11 protein-coding genes are annotated in these 16708 nt (G+C 58.9%); 6 read left to right on the forward strand and 5 right to left on the reverse strand.

Annotation, left to right across the window (positions count from 1 at the left end):
• The first annotated feature begins 34 nt into the window (after positions 1-34).
• The 5 genes from RY075_RS03030 to RY075_RS03050 all read left to right on the forward strand — a co-directional run bounded on the left by RY075_RS03030 (position 35) and on the right by RY075_RS03050 (position 6193).
• A complete protein-coding gene (locus RY075_RS03030) occupies positions 35-1168 on the forward strand; it encodes an amidohydrolase/deacetylase family metallohydrolase (protein WP_338628137.1) in 1134 nt (377 codons plus the stop codon).
• Complete coding sequence (locus RY075_RS03035) at positions 1152-2270, forward strand: DgaE family pyridoxal phosphate-dependent ammonia lyase (RefSeq protein WP_063944781.1); 1119 nt, start codon at positions 1152-1154, stop codon at positions 2268-2270. Before RY075_RS03030 ends, RY075_RS03035 begins: the two co-directional genes overlap by 17 nt.
• Positions 2267-3007, forward strand: coding sequence for a KDGP aldolase family protein (locus RY075_RS03040; protein WP_058648476.1), 741 nt, complete (start codon positions 2267-2269; stop codon positions 3005-3007). Before RY075_RS03035 ends, RY075_RS03040 begins: the two co-directional genes overlap by 4 nt.
• Before the next feature lie 119 nt (positions 3008-3126).
• Entirely contained in the window at positions 3127-4263 is a 1137-nt protein-coding gene (locus RY075_RS03045; protein WP_023324063.1) for a lactonase family protein, read from the forward strand.
• Between the two features lie 19 nt (positions 4264-4282).
• The gene (locus RY075_RS03050; protein ID WP_032608374.1) at positions 4283-6193 is read left to right on the forward strand and encodes a PRD domain-containing protein; all 1911 of its coding nucleotides are present in this window, start codon (positions 4283-4285) and stop codon (positions 6191-6193) included.
• A 32-nt stretch (positions 6194-6225) separates the two neighbouring features.
• Here the strand turns inward: RY075_RS03050 and nrdG are convergent, their stop codons facing one another.
• The 5 genes from nrdG to treR form a co-directional block, all read right to left on the reverse strand.
• Positions 6226-6690: an anaerobic ribonucleoside-triphosphate reductase-activating protein gene (gene nrdG / locus RY075_RS03055; RefSeq protein ID WP_003856093.1), complete on the reverse strand. Its 465-nt coding sequence runs from the start codon at positions 6688-6690 to the stop codon at positions 6226-6228.
• 140 nt (positions 6691-6830) lie between these two features.
• Positions 6831-8969, reverse strand: a complete 2139-nt coding sequence (gene nrdD, locus RY075_RS03060; RefSeq protein ID WP_032608376.1) for an anaerobic ribonucleoside-triphosphate reductase — start codon at positions 8967-8969, stop codon at positions 6831-6833.
• Between the two features lie 373 nt (positions 8970-9342).
• Entirely contained in the window at positions 9343-10986 is a 1644-nt protein-coding gene (gene treC / locus RY075_RS03065; protein ID WP_109948626.1) for an alpha,alpha-phosphotrehalase, read from the reverse strand.
• Positions 10987-11037: 51 nt separating this feature from the next.
• Positions 11038-12456 carry a PTS trehalose transporter subunit IIBC gene (treB, locus tag RY075_RS03070; RefSeq protein ID WP_003863402.1) on the reverse strand — a complete coding sequence of 473 codons (1419 nt, stop codon included), beginning with the start codon at positions 12454-12456 and terminating at the stop codon, positions 11038-11040.
• A 127-nt stretch (positions 12457-12583) separates the two neighbouring features.
• Complete coding sequence (treR, locus tag RY075_RS03075; protein WP_015572520.1) at positions 12584-13531, reverse strand: trehalose operon repressor TreR; 948 nt, start codon at positions 13529-13531, stop codon at positions 12584-12586.
• A gap of 387 nt (positions 13532-13918) precedes the next feature.
• Here treR and mgtA point away from each other — a divergent pair, with 387 nt between their 5' ends.
• Positions 13919-16627 (forward strand): magnesium-translocating P-type ATPase, encoded by a 2709-nt coding sequence (mgtA, locus tag RY075_RS03080; protein ID WP_059294454.1) that lies wholly within the window; start codon positions 13919-13921, stop codon positions 16625-16627.
• The last annotated feature ends 81 nt before the right edge of the window (positions 16628-16708 follow it).

Raw genomic sequence — 16708 nt, forward strand, 5'->3', positions numbered from 1 at the left:
GGCGCTCCGGCGCCCGCCCTATCAGGAGAACCCCATGTTTGATTTACTCCTGCGCCGTGCGCGCCTCGCCGACGATACCCTGACCGATATCGCCATTCAGGACGGGAAGATCGCCGCGACGGGCGAAATTGACGCTCCCGCCCGTAAAACGGTTGAGCTTAACGGTGATGTGTTCGTCAGCGCGGGCTGGATTGACTCCCACGTCCACTGCTACCCGAACTCCCCGATTTACCACGACGAGCCGGACAGCGTGGGCATTGCCACCGGCGTCACCACCGTGGTGGACGCGGGCAGCACCGGGGCCGACGACGTGGACGATTTCTACGCCATCACCCGCAAAGCCTCCACCGAGGTGTTTGCCCTGCTGAACATCTCCCGCGTGGGGCTGATCGCCCAGAACGAGCTGGCCAATATGGCCAATATTGACGCCGACGCGGTGAAAGAGGCGGTGAAACGCCATCCTGATTTTATCGTCGGCCTGAAGGCGCGCATGAGCAGCAGCGTGGTCGGTGAAAACGGCATCACCCCGCTGGCGCGCGCGAAAGCGATCCAGAAAGAGAACGGCGACCTGCCGCTGATGGTGCACATTGGCAACAACCCGCCGAACCTCGACGAAATCGCCGAGCTGCTGAGCTCCGGCGACATCATTACCCACTGCTACAACGGCAAGCCAAACCGCATCCTGACGCCCTCCGGCGAGCTGCATGCCTCCATTACCTCCGCCCTGAAGCGCGGCGTGCGTCTGGACGTTGGCCACGGTACGGCGAGCTTCAGCTTTGAAGTGGCGAAGCGCGCTATTGCGATGGGCATTTTGCCGCACACCATCAGCTCGGATATTTACTGCCGCAACCGCATCAACGGTCCGGTCGGCTCGCTGGCAAGCGTGATGTCGAAATTCCTCGCCATCGGCATGTCATTGCCGCAGGTGATTGACTGCGTCACCGCCAACGCCGCCGACGGCCTGCGCCTGACGCGCAAAGGCCGCATTCAGCCTGGCCTCGACGCCGATCTGACGCTGTTTACCCTCAAGCGCCAGCCGACGGTGCTGACGGATGCCGAAAACGACAGCCTACAGGCTGAACACATTCTGGTGCCGCTTGCCGCGATCCGCGCGGGCAAGGGCTACATGACCGAACAAGGGAGCACGGAACATGCCTTCGATTTATGAGAAGTACAACTTAAAGCAGGTTATCAACACCTCTGGCCGCATGACGGCGCTGGGCGTCTCCACGCCGCGCCCGGAAGTGGTGCAGGCGGCGATGGACGGCATGAATCACTATTTCGAGATGAAGGATCTGGTCAATAAAACCGGGGAATACATCGCGAAGCTGCTGGAGGTGGAAGGGGCGACGGTGGTCTCATGCGCGTCGGCGGGCATTGCCCAGTCCGTGGCGGCTGTGCTGGTGAAAGATAGCGACTGGCTGCTGGAAAACCTGCACGTCACACCGATTGAAAATAACGAGATCGTCCTGCCGAAAGGCCACAACGTGAATTTTGGCGCGCCGGTGGGCACCATGGTGGCGCTTGGCGGCGGCAAGCTGGTGGAAGCGGGCTACGCCAACGAATGTTCCGCCGATCAGCTGGCGGCGGCGATCACCCCGCGCACGGCGGCTATCCTCTACATTAAATCGCACCACTGCGTGCAGAAAAGCATGCTCAGCGTCGAGCAGGCGGCGGTTGTCGCGCGTAAACACGACTTGCCGCTGATCGTTGATGCCGCGGCGGAAGAAGATCTGCATACCTATTACCGATCCGGCGCCGATCTGGTGATCTACAGCGGCGCGAAGGCGATCGAAGGCCCAACCAGCGGCCTGGTGATTGGCAAAACCCAGTACGTTGAGTGGGTGAAGCGCCAGACGGCGGGCATTGGCCGCGCGATGAAGGTGGGCAAAGAGGGCATTCTTGGCCTGACCTGCGCCATCGAACACTACCTGACGGCCACCAAAGAGAGCGGCGCCGAGATGGTGGCGAAAATGACGCCGTTTATCGAGGCGCTCAACACCCTGAACGGTGTGACCGCGCGCGTGGTCTGGGACAGCGCCGGACGCGACATCGCCCGCACCGAAATTAAGTTCGACGAAGCCTCCACGGGCGTCGGCACGGGTGACCTGGTGAATGCGCTCAAGCAGGGCGAATACGCCATCTATTTCCGTGGCTACAAGGCCAACGAAGGGATTATTGAGGCGGACGTGCGCAGCGTAAACGCTGACCAGCTGAACATTGTGTACCGCCGCATTAGTGAAGTATTAGGACAGGAGAAAAACGCATGAAACTGACCCCCAACTTTTACCGTGACCGCGTCTGTCTGAACGTGCTGGCTGGCTCAAAGGCCAACGCCAGCGCCATCTATGAGGCGGCGGAAGGCCACGTGCTGGTGGGCGTGCTCTCCAAAAATTACCCGGACGTGGCGAGCGCGGTCGCGGATATGCGTGAATACGCGAAGCTGATTGATAACGCGCTCTCCGTTGGCCTGGGCGCGGGCGATCCGAACCAGTCGGCGATGGTGAGTGAAATCTCCCGCCAGGTGCAGCCGCAGCACGTTAACCAGGTCTTTACCGGCGTGGCCACCAGCCGCGCGCTGCTGGGGCAAAATGACTCCGTGGTCAACGGTCTGGTCTCTCCGACCGGTACCGTCGGGATGGTGAAAATCTCCACCGGCCCGCTGAGCAGCAACGCGCCGGACGGCATTGTGCCGGTTGAAACCGCCATCGCCCTGCTGAAAGATTTCGGCGGGAGCTCCATCAAGTACTTTCCGATGGGCGGCCTGAAATGCCGTGACGAATACCAGGCGGTGGCGGAAGCCTGCGCCCGTCACGACTTCTGGCTGGAGCCGACCGGGGGAATCGATCTGGAGAACTTCGAGGCGATCTTGCAGATCGCCCTCGACGCGGGCGTGAGCAAAATCATCCCGCATATCTACAGCTCGATTATCGATAAAGCCAGCGGTGATACGCGCCCAGAAGATGTGCGCACGCTGCTGGAGATAACGAAGAAGCTGGTGAAGTAAAACCTGCCCCTCACCCCAGCCCTCTCCCCAAAGGGGAGAGGGTGTAATCGTCCCCTCTCCCCTTTGGGGAGAGGGTTAGGGTGAGGGGAAACAAACCGCACACACCCGAAGGAGCCACCATGCACACCCGTACCCTGCTTGTTGCTTCACTCTCTTTACTTGCTACCTCTGCTATCGCTCAAAACCAGTACGCCTGGGTGGGCACCTACAACCCCAACGGCGAAGGGCTGTACCGCTTTACCGTCGACCCGCAAACCGGTGCGCTGAACGATAAAACGCTGGTGAGCAAGCTGCCGAACGCCGCGCAGTTAACCGTCTCACACGACGGCAAAACGCTCTATCTGGCAAGCGAAGTGGAGCAGGGCGTGGTGCAGGCGCTGCGCATCGGCGATAACGGCACGCTGAGCGAGCTGAATCAGGTGGCCTCCGGCGGCGCGGGGCCGGTATATCTTTCCCTGACGCCGAACGGTAAACATCTGCTGGTGGCAAACTACATCAGCGGAACTGTCGCGGTGCTGCCCGTTAACGCAGACGGCAGCCTGAGCGATGCTACGGACACCCATCAGGACAAAGGCGAACCGGGCGCGGCGAAGCCGGAAGCTGCCGTCGAGGGCAGTTTCGCCATCAGCGATCATAACGGCCCGCATGCGCACATGATCGCCGCCGATCCGAGCGGGAAATACGTTTTTTCCACCGATCTGGGGCTGGATCGCATCTATCAGTACCGTTTTGACGATCAAACCGGGAAGCTGACTCCGAACGATCCGCCGTTTATCAGCGCCTCCTCAAAAGGGGCCGGGCCGCGCCACTTCGTCTTTACGCCGAAAGGTGATGCCCTGTGGCTGATTAACGAAGAGGCGTCTACGCTCACCCATTATGCGCTGGACAGTAATGGCAGGCTGAAAGAGGGTAAAACGGTTTCAGCCCTGCCGGACGGTTATAAAGGCACCAGTTTTGCTGCCGGGCTGGCGCTAAGTGCCGACGGGAAACAGCTGTATGTCGCTAACCGTTTGCATAACAGCATCGGGCACTTTACCGTAACGGCAGAGGGTACGCTGACGCATCAGGATGATGTCTGGACGCGCGGCGACTATCCGCGCACCCTGACGCTCGATAAGCAGGGTCGCTGGCTGTACGTCATGAACCAGCGCAGCGACAACATTACCCGTTTCCGCGTGGCACCGGACGGCAAGCTGAGCGCCGAGCCAGACTATACCCCGGTCGGCAGCCCATCCCAGATGGTCATTTCACCTTAAGCCGTAAGAGGACAACGACGTGCGATTTCCGAACCAACGTTTAGCGCAACTTTTCGATCTGTTGCAAAACGAGACGCTGCCGCAGGACGAGCTGGCGCAGCGGCTGTCGGTTTCCACGCGAACCGTCCGGGCGGATATCACCGCCCTGAACGCGCTGCTGGCTAGCCACGGCGCGCAGTTCATTTTGAGCCGGGGCAACGGCTATCAGCTCAAAATTAATGATGTGGCGCGCTATCAGCAATTGCAGGCGTCCCACCCGCGCGCGCTGCGTATTCCGCGAACCGGACCTGAGCGCGTGCACTATCTGGTGGTGCGTTTTCTGACGTCAGCCTTTTCCATCAAGCTGGAGGATCTGGCCGATGAGTGGTTCGTCAGCCGGGCCACGTTGCAGAGCGACATGGTGGAAGTGCGCGAGTGGTTTCACCGTTACAACCTGACGCTGGAAACCCGCCCTCGCCACGGCATGAAGCTGTTTGGCAGCGAGATGGCGATCCGCGCCTGCCTGACCGACCTCCTGTGGGAGCTGGCGCAGCAGGACAGCCTGAACCCGCTGGTGACCGACGTGGCGCTGAACGCGGGCGTGGCGGAAAAGATGGTGCCGGTGCTGCACGATGCGCTGACGCGCCATCACATTCGCCTGACCGACGAAGGCGAGCTGTTCCTGCGCCTGTACTGCGCGGTGTCGGTGCGGCGCATCAGCGAAGGGTATCCGCTGCCGGAATTCCACGCGGAAGACGTGGAAGAGAACGTGCATGAGGCGGCGAAAGATATCGCGGTGGCTATCCAGGAGCTGGCGGGCAAAGCGCTGTCGCCGTCAGAAGAGAGCTGGCTGTGCGTGCACATTGCGGCGCGGCAGATCCAGGAGATCGCCCCGAGCGCCATTAACGCTGACGACGACGAAGCCCTGGTCAACTACATTCTGCGCTACATCAACACCCACTATAACTACAACCTGTTGAGCGACGAGCAACTGCATGCAGATCTGCTCACGCACATCAAAACCATGATTACCCGCGTGCGGTATCAAATCATGATCCCCAATCCGTTGCTGGATAACATCAAGCAGCACTACCCGATGGCGTGGGATATGACCCTCGCGGCGGTGTCGAGCTGGGGAAAATACACCCCGTATGTGATCAGCGAAAACGAAATTGGTTTTCTGGTGCTGCATATCGGCGTCGGGCTGGAGCGCCACTACAACATCGGCTACCAGCGCCAGCCGCGGGTGCTGCTGGTATGCGACGCAGGTAACGCGATGGTGCGCATGATCGAGGCGGTACTTCAGCGTAAATACCCGCAGATTGAGGTGACGCGCACGCTCACCCTTCGCGAGTACGAGCTTGCCGATGCCATTGGCGAAGACTTTGTGATCTCCACCGCCCGTGTGAGCGAAAAATCCAAACCGGTGGTGATGATCGCCCCGTTCCCGACCGATTATCAGTTAGAGCAGATCGGCAAGCTGGTGCTGGTGGACCGCACCCGGCCGTGGATGCTGGAAAAATACTTCGACGCGGCCCATTTCCGCATTATCGACAAGCCTGTCGACCAGCAAACGCTGTTCCGCGAGCTGTGTGAACAGCTTGAAGCAGAGGGCTTTGTCGGTGCGGAGTTTCTGGATTCGGTTATCGAGCGTGAAGCCATCGTCAGCACCATGCTCGGCGACGGCATTGCGCTGCCGCACTCCCTCGGCCTGCTGGCGCAAAAAACGGTGGTCTACACCGTGCTGGCGCCGCAGGGCATTCAGTGGGGAGATGAAACCGCCCATGTCATCTTCCTGCTCGCCATCAGCAAAAGCGAGTACGAAGAGGCAATGGCGATTTACGACATCTTTGTCACTTTCCTGCGTGAACGCGCGATGGCGCGCCTGTGCCAGTGCGAGAATTTTGCGGCGTTTAAGGCTGTGGCGATGGAGAGTTTGAGTCGGTTTTGACGTTCAGGCGGACAGAGGATATCCGCCTTCATTCAACGCAGATGATGCACAACCTGGTTGCTGCTGCCGCGCCAGATAAGCATAGGATCTTTTAGATCCTGCATGAACTTGCCGTCGACCAGGACGTTAATTAGATCCACCACTTCCATCTGCTGCGCATTCAGTTCATCCAGCTTATAGCCCGTCCAGACCCAGATGTCTTTTCCCGCGCACTCGTGGTGGATGCGTTTTACCAGCTTCAGGATCTCCGGCACGTTTTGCGGATGGAGCGGGTCGCCGCCGGAGAGCGAGATCCCCTGGCGTTTGATGCGCGTGTCGTTCAGGTCGTTGATGATGCGGTCTTCCATCTCAGCGGTAAACGGCATACCCGAGTTCAGGCGCCAGGTGCTTTTGTTGTAGCAGCCGGGGCACTCGTGAACGCAGCCTGATACAAACAGGGTACAGCGGGTGCCGGGGCCGTTGACGATGTCGACGGGGTAGTACTGGTGATAATTCATAGCGTTAACCTGATGCCCTCACCCCGGCCCTCTCCCACAGGGAGAGGGAGAACACCGGTGGCCGGAATAACAATGTGCTCGATCGGTTCCCTCTCCCTTGAGGGAGAGGGGTAGGGTGAGGGGGACACCCTGCGCAGAACTTACCCGATCTGCCCATTCCCCAGATGTTTCACCCTGCGCTTCACCTCTTCCTGCTTACCGGCGTTAAACGGACGGGCATCCGGGCTGCCGAGGTAGCCGCACACGCGGCGGGTCACGGAGACGCGGGCTGCATCGTGGTTACCGCATTTCGGACAGGTGAAGCCTTTGCTGGTGCACTCGAACTCACCGGTAAAGCCGCACTCGTAGCACTCGTCAATTGGCGTGTTGGTTCCGTAGTACGGCACGTGCTGATAGCTGTAATCCCACACGTCTTCCAGCGCCTTCAGGTTGTGCTGAATGTTCGGGTACTCGCCATAGCAGATAAAACCGCCGTTCGCGATGGGCGGATAAGCCGCTTCGAAGTCGATCTTGTCGTACGGGTTCACCTTCTTCTCCACATCGAGGTGGAAGCTGTTGGTGTAGTAACCTTTGTCGGTCACGCCTTCCACGATGCCGAATTCGGCGGTGTCCAGGCGGCAGAAGCGATCGCAGAGGTTTTCACTCGGCGTGCTGTACAGGCTGAAACCGTAACCAGTTTCCTCTTTCCACTGGTCTACCGCATCGCGCAGGCGCTGCACAATCGCGATACCCTTCTCACGCAGGGCGTCGTTGTCATAGATATGCTTGTCGCCAAACAGCGCGTTAATCGTTTCGTGAATGCCGATATAGCCAAGAGAGATCGACGCGCGACCGTTTTTGAAGATCTCCGACACATCATCGTCCGCTTTCAGGCGCACGCCGCAGGCCCCTTCCATATAGAGAATTGGCGCGACGCGGGCTTTCACCCCTTCAAGACGGGCGATGCGGGTCATCAGCGCCTTACGTGCCAGCTGTAAACGTTCATCCAGCAGCGTCCAGAAGGCCGCTTCATTCCCTTTGGCTTCCAGCGCGATGCGCGGCAGGTTCAGGCTGATGACGCCCAGATTGTTGCGCCCGTCGTGGATCTGCTCGCCGTTCTCATCCTCGTACACGCCGAGGAAGCTGCGGCAGCCCATTGGCGTTTTAAACGAACCCGTGACTTTTACCACCTGGTCGTAGTTGAGGATATCCGGGTACATACGCTTGCTCGCGCACTCCAGCGCCAGCTGTTTGATGTCGTAGTTCGGATCGCCAAACTTGTGGTTCAGGCCGTCGCGAATGGCGAACACCAGTTTCGGGAACACCGCCGTTTTACGGTTTTTACCGAGGCCGGAGATACGGTTGCGCAGAATAGACTGCTGGATCAGGCGTGATTCCCAGCTGGTGCCGAGGCCAAACCCGAAGGTCACAAACGGCGTCTGGCCGTTGGCGGTGTGCAGCGTGTTTACCTCATATTCCAGCGACTGGAAGGCGTCGTAGCACTCTTTCTCGGTGCGGGAACGGGCGTAACCGTCAGCATCCGGGATCTGCCACTCTTCCGCCGTTTTACGGTGTTTGTTGAAGCTCTCGGTCACGAACGGGGCCAGCACTTCATCAATGCGGTTAATGGTGGTGCCGCCATAGATGTGGCTCGCCACCTGGGCGATGATCTGCGCCGTGACCGCCGTCGCGGTGGAGATGGATTTCGGCGGCTCAATCTCGGCGTTACCCATTTTAAAACCGTGGGTCAGCATGCCTTTCAGGTCGATCAGCATGCAGTTAAACATCGGGAAGAACGGCGAGTAGTCGAGATCGTGATAGTGGATCTCACCGCGCTCGTGCGCCGAGACTACATCGCGCGGCAGCAGATGCTGACGGGCATAGTGCTTGGCGACGATACCGGCCAGCAGGTCGCGCTGGGTCGGGATCACTTTGCTGTCTTTATTGGCATTTTCATTGAGCAGCGACGAGTTGGTTTGCTCTACCAGGCCGCGGATCTCCTGGTTAAGGCGACCCCGTTTCTCACGCTGGACGTCACGGTCGTGACGATACTCAATGTAGGCGCGCGCCAGCTGCTTGTACGGACCAGACATCAGCTGGTTTTCAACCGCGGTCTGGATCTCGCTGATATCCACCTGGCTGCGTTCATGCATCTGGCTGCTAACGACTTCTGCGACGGTGGCGCAGTAATCTGCGTCATCGACTCCCGCTGCTTTAGCTGCACGCAGAATGGCTTCTTTGATGCGCTCTGATTTAAACGGCACTTTACAGCCATCACGTTTCATCACATGCGGTGTCATGATCACTCCATTTTAAAAACAGGTTATCCACAGAGGTGGAGAAGTATTCACCGGGCGTATTCCTCGCCGCGGCAAAGACTTCCCGCGTGCCCAGCCCGTGTTATCCACAATTCCGGCCAGCGTAAGCGCCGTCTTGTTGTTGGAATAGTAGATGATAAATACAAGATGTTGGGTCGGCGTGCATTTTAAGTGCTACATATAGTGATTTGCATCAAACATGTTTGCGATTTTTTTGATGCAGGACAAAGTAAAAAGACGAGAGTACAAACGGCGGGCGCTGGGGCAATTGTAAAGACGCGAAGGAAAAATCTGATTAATTATTCAACAAAAACAGCAAAGTAAGCCGGACACGGCATCGTGCCCGGCGGAGGAATTACTGCTTTAGCCACCACACGGCTTCAAACGGACGAAGCATTGAGGTGTGAGGGGCGGGGTAGTTGCTTATCACCACCTGCGACTCGCCGCTGAGAGCGTCCGCTTGCCATTCCTGAGGCAAATGGCTCAGGTTCGCCACCACCATCAGCGTTTGCCCCTGCCACTGGCGGCGATAGCACCACAGGGAAGGGTGGTCAGGCAGGAGATCCTCATAATCCCCCCACGTCAGTACCGGCAGGGTTTTGCGCAGGCGAATCAGCGACTGGTAGGTGTAGAACACCGAATCGGGGTCGTCCAGCGCCGCGCGGACATTCACGGTTTCGTAGTTGTCGCAAACGCCAATCCACGGCTCGGCCTCGGTAAAGCCCGCATTATGCGAGGCGTCCCACTGCATCGGCGTGCGGCCATTATCGCGTGACTTACTCGCCAGAATCGCCAGTAATTCATCCGGCTCGCGGCCGCTGGCGCGCAGTTCGGCGAACATGTTCAGGCTTTCCACGTCGCGGTAATCGGTGATGCGGCTGAAGTGCGGGTTGGTCATGCCAAGCTCTTCACCCTGATAGATATACGGCGTGCCCTGCATCCCGTGCAGCACCATGCCGAGCATTTTCGCCGCCGCCACGCGGCGTTCCCCTTCGTCACCAAAGCGCGACACGATGCGCGGCTGGTCATGGTTACACCAGAACAGCGCGTTCCAGGCTTTGTTGTGCATCCCCTGCTGCCAGTGGCGGAAAAGGGTTTTCAGCGCCACGAAGTCCGGCTTTGCCTTCGTCCATTTTTCGCCGCCGGGGTAGTCCACCTTGAGGTGGTGGAAGTTAAAGGTCATCGACAGCTCGCGGCCATCGAGAGACGCATACTGCTGGCAGTTCTCCAGCGAGGTGGAGGACATCTCGCCCACCGTCATCAGGTTGCGCGGCGTAAAGACGTCGCGGCTCATCTCCTGGAGATATTCATGAATGCGCGGCCCGTCGGTATAGAAGCGGCGACCGTCGCCGATGTTGTCATCAGGGAAATCCTGATCTTTTGAAATCAGGTTAATGACGTCCAGACGCAGGCCGTCCACGCCGCGATCGGCCCAGAACTCGCACACCTTTTTCAGCTCGGCGCGCACCGCCGGGTTTTCCCAGTTGAGGTCCGCCTGCTCCGGTGCGAACAGGTGCAGGTAATACTGCTCGCTCTCGGCGTGCCAGCGCCAGGCGTTGCCGCCAAACTTGGAGCGCCAGTTGTTGGGAAGCTGCTCCGGCGTGCCGTCTCGCCAGATGTAGAACTGGCGGTACGGGCTCGCTTTGTTCAGCGACTCGCGGAACCAGGCGTGCTGCGTGGAGGTGTGGTTAAACACCATGTCCAGCACGATGCGAATGCCGCGCGCGTGCGCCTCAGCGACCAGCTCGTCGAAATCATCCAGCGTGCCGTAGGTCGGGTCAATGGCAGTGTAGTTCGCCACGTCGTAACCGTTATCCACCTGCGGCGAGATATAAAACGGCGTCAGCCAGATAGCGTCAATGCCGAGGGTTTTCAGGTAGTCCAGGCGCTGCGTTACGCCGCGTAGATCGCCCGTGCCGCTGCCGGTGGTATCCTGGAAACTCTTTGGGTAAATCTGATAGATGACGCCGTTCTGCCACCAGTGAGGAAGGGTATTCATAGTGCGTTCCTGCAAATGCGAAGGGGCGCAACTGCGCCCCGAAAGAGAGAATTAAACAATCTGCAACGTGCCCTGACGGAACTTACGCTGATAAACCACGGTAGTCAGCGCCATTGGGATGATAATCGCCACCGCCATCGCCAGCGCAAATACCTGCCAGAAAGCGGGTTGAATGGAGAGGATCCCCGGCAGGCCGCCGACGCCAATCCCGTTCGCCATCACGCCGTTCAGGCCGCACAGCAAGCCCGCCAGACCGGAGCCGATCATCGCGCAAAGCATCGGGAAGCGGTATTTGAGGTTGATACCGTACATCGCCGGTTCAGTGACGCCGAGGTAAGCGGAGATGGCAGCCGGAACGGAGATCTCACGCTCGTTGTGCTTACGGCTGACGATGATGATGCCGGTTACCGCCGAGGCCTGCGCAATGTTAGACAGGGCGATGATCGGCCAGACAGGCGTACCGCCGAGGCTCTGGATCATTTGCATATCGATCGCCAGCGTGGTCTGGTGCACGCCGGTGATCACCAGCGGAGCGTAGAGGAAGCCAAACAGCGCGGCACCGATTGGCGCGAAGCTGCCGGTCATCAGGTGACGGACCGCGAAGGCCACGCCGTCGCCAATCATGCGGCCAAACGGACCGATAAAGGCGTGCGCCAGGAACACCGCCAGGATCAGCGAGCAGACCGGGACCACCACCAGATACAGGTAATCCGGCACGATGCGCTTCAGGCGCGTCTCAATAAAGCCCAGCGCCAGACCCGCCAGCAATGCCGGGATCACCTGCGCCTGATAGCCCACTTTGGCGATGGTAAACAGGCCGAAGTTCCACACCTCTGGCGTTTGCTGACCAAGTAAGTAAGCGTTCATTAACTGCGGAGAGACCAGCGTCACGCCGAGCACGATACCGAGAATTGGCGTTCCGCCCATCTTGCGCACCGCGGACCAGCAGATCCCGACCGGCAGATAGAAGAAGATCGCTTCGCCAATCAGCCACAGGAAGTCATAGATGCTTTGCAGCGCCGGGTACATCTGCGCCAGGGTTTTGCCGTCGCTCATTGGCACATCGCCGATGACGTTACGGAAGCCCAGAATTAAGCCCCCGCTGATCAGCGCTGGCAGCAGCGGGAAGAAGATCTCCGCAAAATGGGAAATCAGCTGCTCATGCCATTTCATATTCTGGCGCGCGGCCTTCTTCGCCTGCTCTTTATCGGCGGAAGAGTGCCCGGTAGTCGCCAGCAGAGCCTGATAGTAATCGCCCACTTCGGTACCAATCACCACCTGAAACTGCCCGGCGTTGGTGAAGCAGCCTTTAACCATAGAAAGCTCTTCAATGGCCTTCGGGTTGGCTTTGGCCGGATCGTTCAGCACGAAGCGCAGGCGGGTAATGCAATGGCTGACGGTGGCGATGTTATCGCGTCCGCCGACCAGGACGATCAGCTGATCGATATCTGTTTGTTTGACTTTACTCATCATGAAACCTCATGACAGATGGTGATAGGGGTTATGACCTGTGCGCAAGCCTACTCCTTCAACGTGACGGCGAAAATGGGAACGTTCCCGAAATCGGGCGAAGATCACAATAATCTATTCAAAAGAATTATGAGAGATGGGCTGGAATAACGATCTGACGGGGCTCGGTACGCCCGGTAATCTGCTCGATCAGCTGCGCGGCAGCCTGCCGGCCAGACTCGGCGTAACCCGGATCAACGCTGATAATCTCCGGGTGTAAGAACTTCATCAGCGGCGTGCTTCCCACGCTCGCTAATTGCAGTTCCCCGATGCGCTGCTCCTGCAAATATTTGCTCGCACCCAATGCAAGGGTATCCGTGGCGCATACCAGGGCGGTGGTTTGTGGCGTCAGCACGCTGGCGACCTGTTCATATCCCTGTTTCATACCCAGACCAGGCAGCGCGGCCACGGCGGGGAGATTGTGTTTTTTACAAAACGCCAGGTACGCTTCATGGCGACGCTTGCCGGTGGTGATGTCGGCATGCGGCACGCCGAGATAGCTAATATGCCGATGGCCCTGTTCATACAGGCGCTGCATCAGGATCACGATCGCCCCTTCGTCATCGTAACAGACAGAGGCAAACCCGCTTGCGTCGCGCGCCAGCAGCACCAGTGACGGCTGCCAGGGTTTAAGCACGTCCTCTTTTAGGCCGGTAAATCCGAACAGCACCACCCCATCAATATTACGGCGCTGAAGCATACCGAGATGCTCCTCCACCATTTGCGCGGAGAACTTGCTCTCCATCATGATCGGATCGTAGCCCTGCTCGTAGAACGCGGGCAGCATCGTCTGTACGGCGAGGTTTTCGGAGAGGGAATCCAGACGCGAGACGATAATGGCGACCACTTTATCGCTCTGCCCGCGCATGGCGCGCGCGGAGCGGGAAGGGGAAAAACCGTGCTGATTCATCACCGCCTCGACGCGCTCGCGTGTGCGCTCGCTGACACCGCTTTCGTTGTTCAGCACGCGTGAGACAGTCGATTTCCCCACGCCGCTTAAACGCGCGATGTCTTTAATCGTAAGGCGGTTCTGCATGCTGTATTCCCTGTAACAACGATAAAATAATCAATTGAGCCTAATGCTATCCTGCGAATTCGCTATGGGCAAAGTCTGGTTTACGTTCGGTTTATTTGCAGGGCGTTATAATACCGCCCGATTAGTCACAAACGGTATGGATAAATCTCTATACTGCGCGCCGATACCCAACTTTTTACTTACCGGAGGCCACATGGATCCCGATCCCACACCTCTCCTGACCCGGAGAAAACCTTCTTACCGGTAAGCCAGCTTTTTGCTGTCTCACCGGCGTGAGGCAGCAACGTTCATACGTTCCTGCTTGATAAATTAAGTGCCTGACAGGTACGGCTTTGCCACGCCTGCGGGAAAGACTGCGTCCGCCTTTGCGGATGCGGGGGAATGACTATGTTGAAAAATATCACCCGGCAGCTGCAAGCGCTGCTGAGCCGTCACCTGCCACATCGCCTGATTGCGCGCGATCCGCTGCCAAATGCCAACACCATGGCGGGAGCGGCGATTCCCGCCTCCCTGACCGAGCGCTGCCTGAACGTGGCGGCGATGGATGAAAACGAAGTCTGGCGCGCCTTTGGCGGCCACCCGGAAGGGCTGAACGCGCAAGAAGTGTCAAAAATCCGCGCGGAACATGGCGATAACCAGATCCCGGCGCAGAAACCCTCTCCCTGGTGGGTCCACCTGTGGCTCTGCTACCGCAATCCGTTCAACCTGCTGCTGACGGTGCTCGGTATTATCTCTTACGCCACTGAAGATCTGTTTGCCGCAGGCGTGATTGCCCTGATGGTAGGGATCTCCACGCTGCTGAACTTTATCCAGGAAGCGCGCTCCACCAAAGCGGCGGATGCGCTGAAAGCGATGGTCAGCAACACCGCCACCGTGTCGCGCGTGATTAACGACCTCGGCGAAAACGCCTGGATTGAGCTTCCCATTGACCAGCTGGTGCCGGGCGATCTGGTGAAGCTGGCTGCGGGGGACATGATCCCGGCGGATTTACGTATCATCCAGGCGCGGGATCTGTTCGTCGCGCAGGCGTCACTCACCGGTGAGTCCCTGCCCGTAGAGAAGGTAGCGCGGACCCGCGATCCGCAGCAGATGAACCCGCTGGAGTGCGACACCCTGTGCTTTATGGGCACCACGGTGGTTAGTGGCACCGCGCAGGCGATTGTCACCGCCACCGGCGGCAATACCTGGTTTGGACAGCTTGCCGGACGCGTCAGCGAGCAGGAGAGCGAGCCGAATGCGTTTCAGAAAGGCATTGGCCGCGTCAGCATGCTGCTGATCCGCTTTATGATGGTCATGACGCCGATTGTCCTGCTGATCAACGGCTACACCAAAGGCGACTGGTGGGAAGCGGCGCTGTTCGCGCTCTCCGTGGCTGTGGGCTTAACGCCGGAAATGCTGCCGATGATTGTCACCTCCACGCTGGCGCGCGGGGCGGTGAAACTCTCTAAACAAAAGGTGATTGTTAAACACCTCGACGCCATCCAGAACTTTGGCGCGATGGACATTCTTTGCACCGATAAAACCGGCACCCTGACCCAGGACAAAATCGTGCTGGAGAACCACACCGATATCGCCGGAAAGACCAGCGAACGGGTGCTGTACAGCGCGTGGCTGAACAGCCACTACCAGACCGGGCTGAAAAACCTGCTCGACGTGGCGGTGCTGGAAGGTGTGGATGAAGAGTCTGCCCGCATGCTCTCCGGGCGCTGGCAGAAGGTGGACGAAATTCCGTTCGACTTTGAACGACGCCGCATGTCGGTGGTGGTCAGCGAGCAGCCGGACGTGCATCAGCTGATCTGCAAAGGGGCATTGCAGGAGATCCTGAATGTTTCCACGCAGGTGCGCCATAACGGCGAGATCGTGCCGCTGGATGAGACCATGCTGCGCCGCATCAAACGCGTCACCGATAACCTGAACCGCCAGGGGCTGCGCGTGGTGGCGGTAGCCAGCAAGTTCCTGCCCGCGCGGGAAGGGGACTACCAGCGTATCGATGAATCTGATTTGATCCTCGAGGGTTACATCGCATTCCTCGATCCGCCGAAAGAGACCACCGCACCTGCGCTGAAAGCGCTGAAAGCGAGCGGTATCACCGTCAAAATTCTCACCGGCGACAGCGAGCTGGTGGCGGCCAAAGTGTGCCACGAAGTCGGCCTGGACGCGGGCGACGTCGTCGTGGGGAGCGACATTGAGCTCCTGTCTGACGATGAGCTGGCCGACCTTGCCCAACGCACCACGCTGTTTGCCCGCCTGACGCCGATGCATAAAGAACGCATCGTCACTCTGCTGCGTCTCGAAGGGCATGTAGTGGGCTTTATGGGCGACGGCATCAACGATGCGCCAGCCCTGCGTGCGGCGGATATCGGTATCTCCGTAGACGGCGCGGTGGATATTGCCCGCGAAGCGGCGGATATCATTCTGCTGGAAAAGAGCCTGATGGTGCTGGAGGAGGGCGTCATCGAAGGGCGTCGCACCTTCGCCAATATGCTCAAATACATCAAAATGACCGCCAGCTCGAACTTCGGCAACGTCTTCAGCGTGCTGGTGGCGAGCGCGTTTCTGCCGTTTCTGCCGATGCTGCCGCTGCATCTGCTGATCCAGAACCTGATGTACGATGTCTCTCAGGTCGCCATCCCGTTTGATAACGTGGACGACGAGCAGATCCAGAAGCCTCAGCGCTGGAACCCCGCCGATCTGGGACGCTTTATGCTGTTCTTTGGGCCGATCAGCTCTATCTTCGACATTCTGACTTTCTGCCTGATGTGGTTTGTGTTCCACGCCAACACCCCGGAACACCAGACGCTGTTCCAGTCCGGCTGGTTCGTGGTGGGACTGCTGTCTCAGACGCTGATTGTGCATATGATCCGCACCCGCCGCATTCCGTTCATTCAGAGCCGTGCCGCGTGGCCGCTGATTGTGATGACGGGCATTGTGATGGCGCTCGGGATCGCGCTGCCGTTCTCGCCGCTGGCAAGCTACCTGCAACTTCAGGCGCTACCGCTGAGCTACTTCCCATGGCTGGTGGCGATCCTCGCGGGTTACATGGTGCTGACGCAGATGGTGAAGGGGTTCTATAGCCGTCGGTATGGGTGGCAGTAACGGCAAGCCCGGTGGCGCTGCGCTTACCGGGCCTACGATCCGAACGTAGGCCGGGTAAGGCGAAGCCGCCACCCGGCAGCT

The organism is Enterobacter sp. JJBC (genome assembly GCF_036936505.1).
GTDB lineage: Bacteria > Pseudomonadota > Gammaproteobacteria > Enterobacterales > Enterobacteriaceae > Enterobacter > Enterobacter hormaechei_C.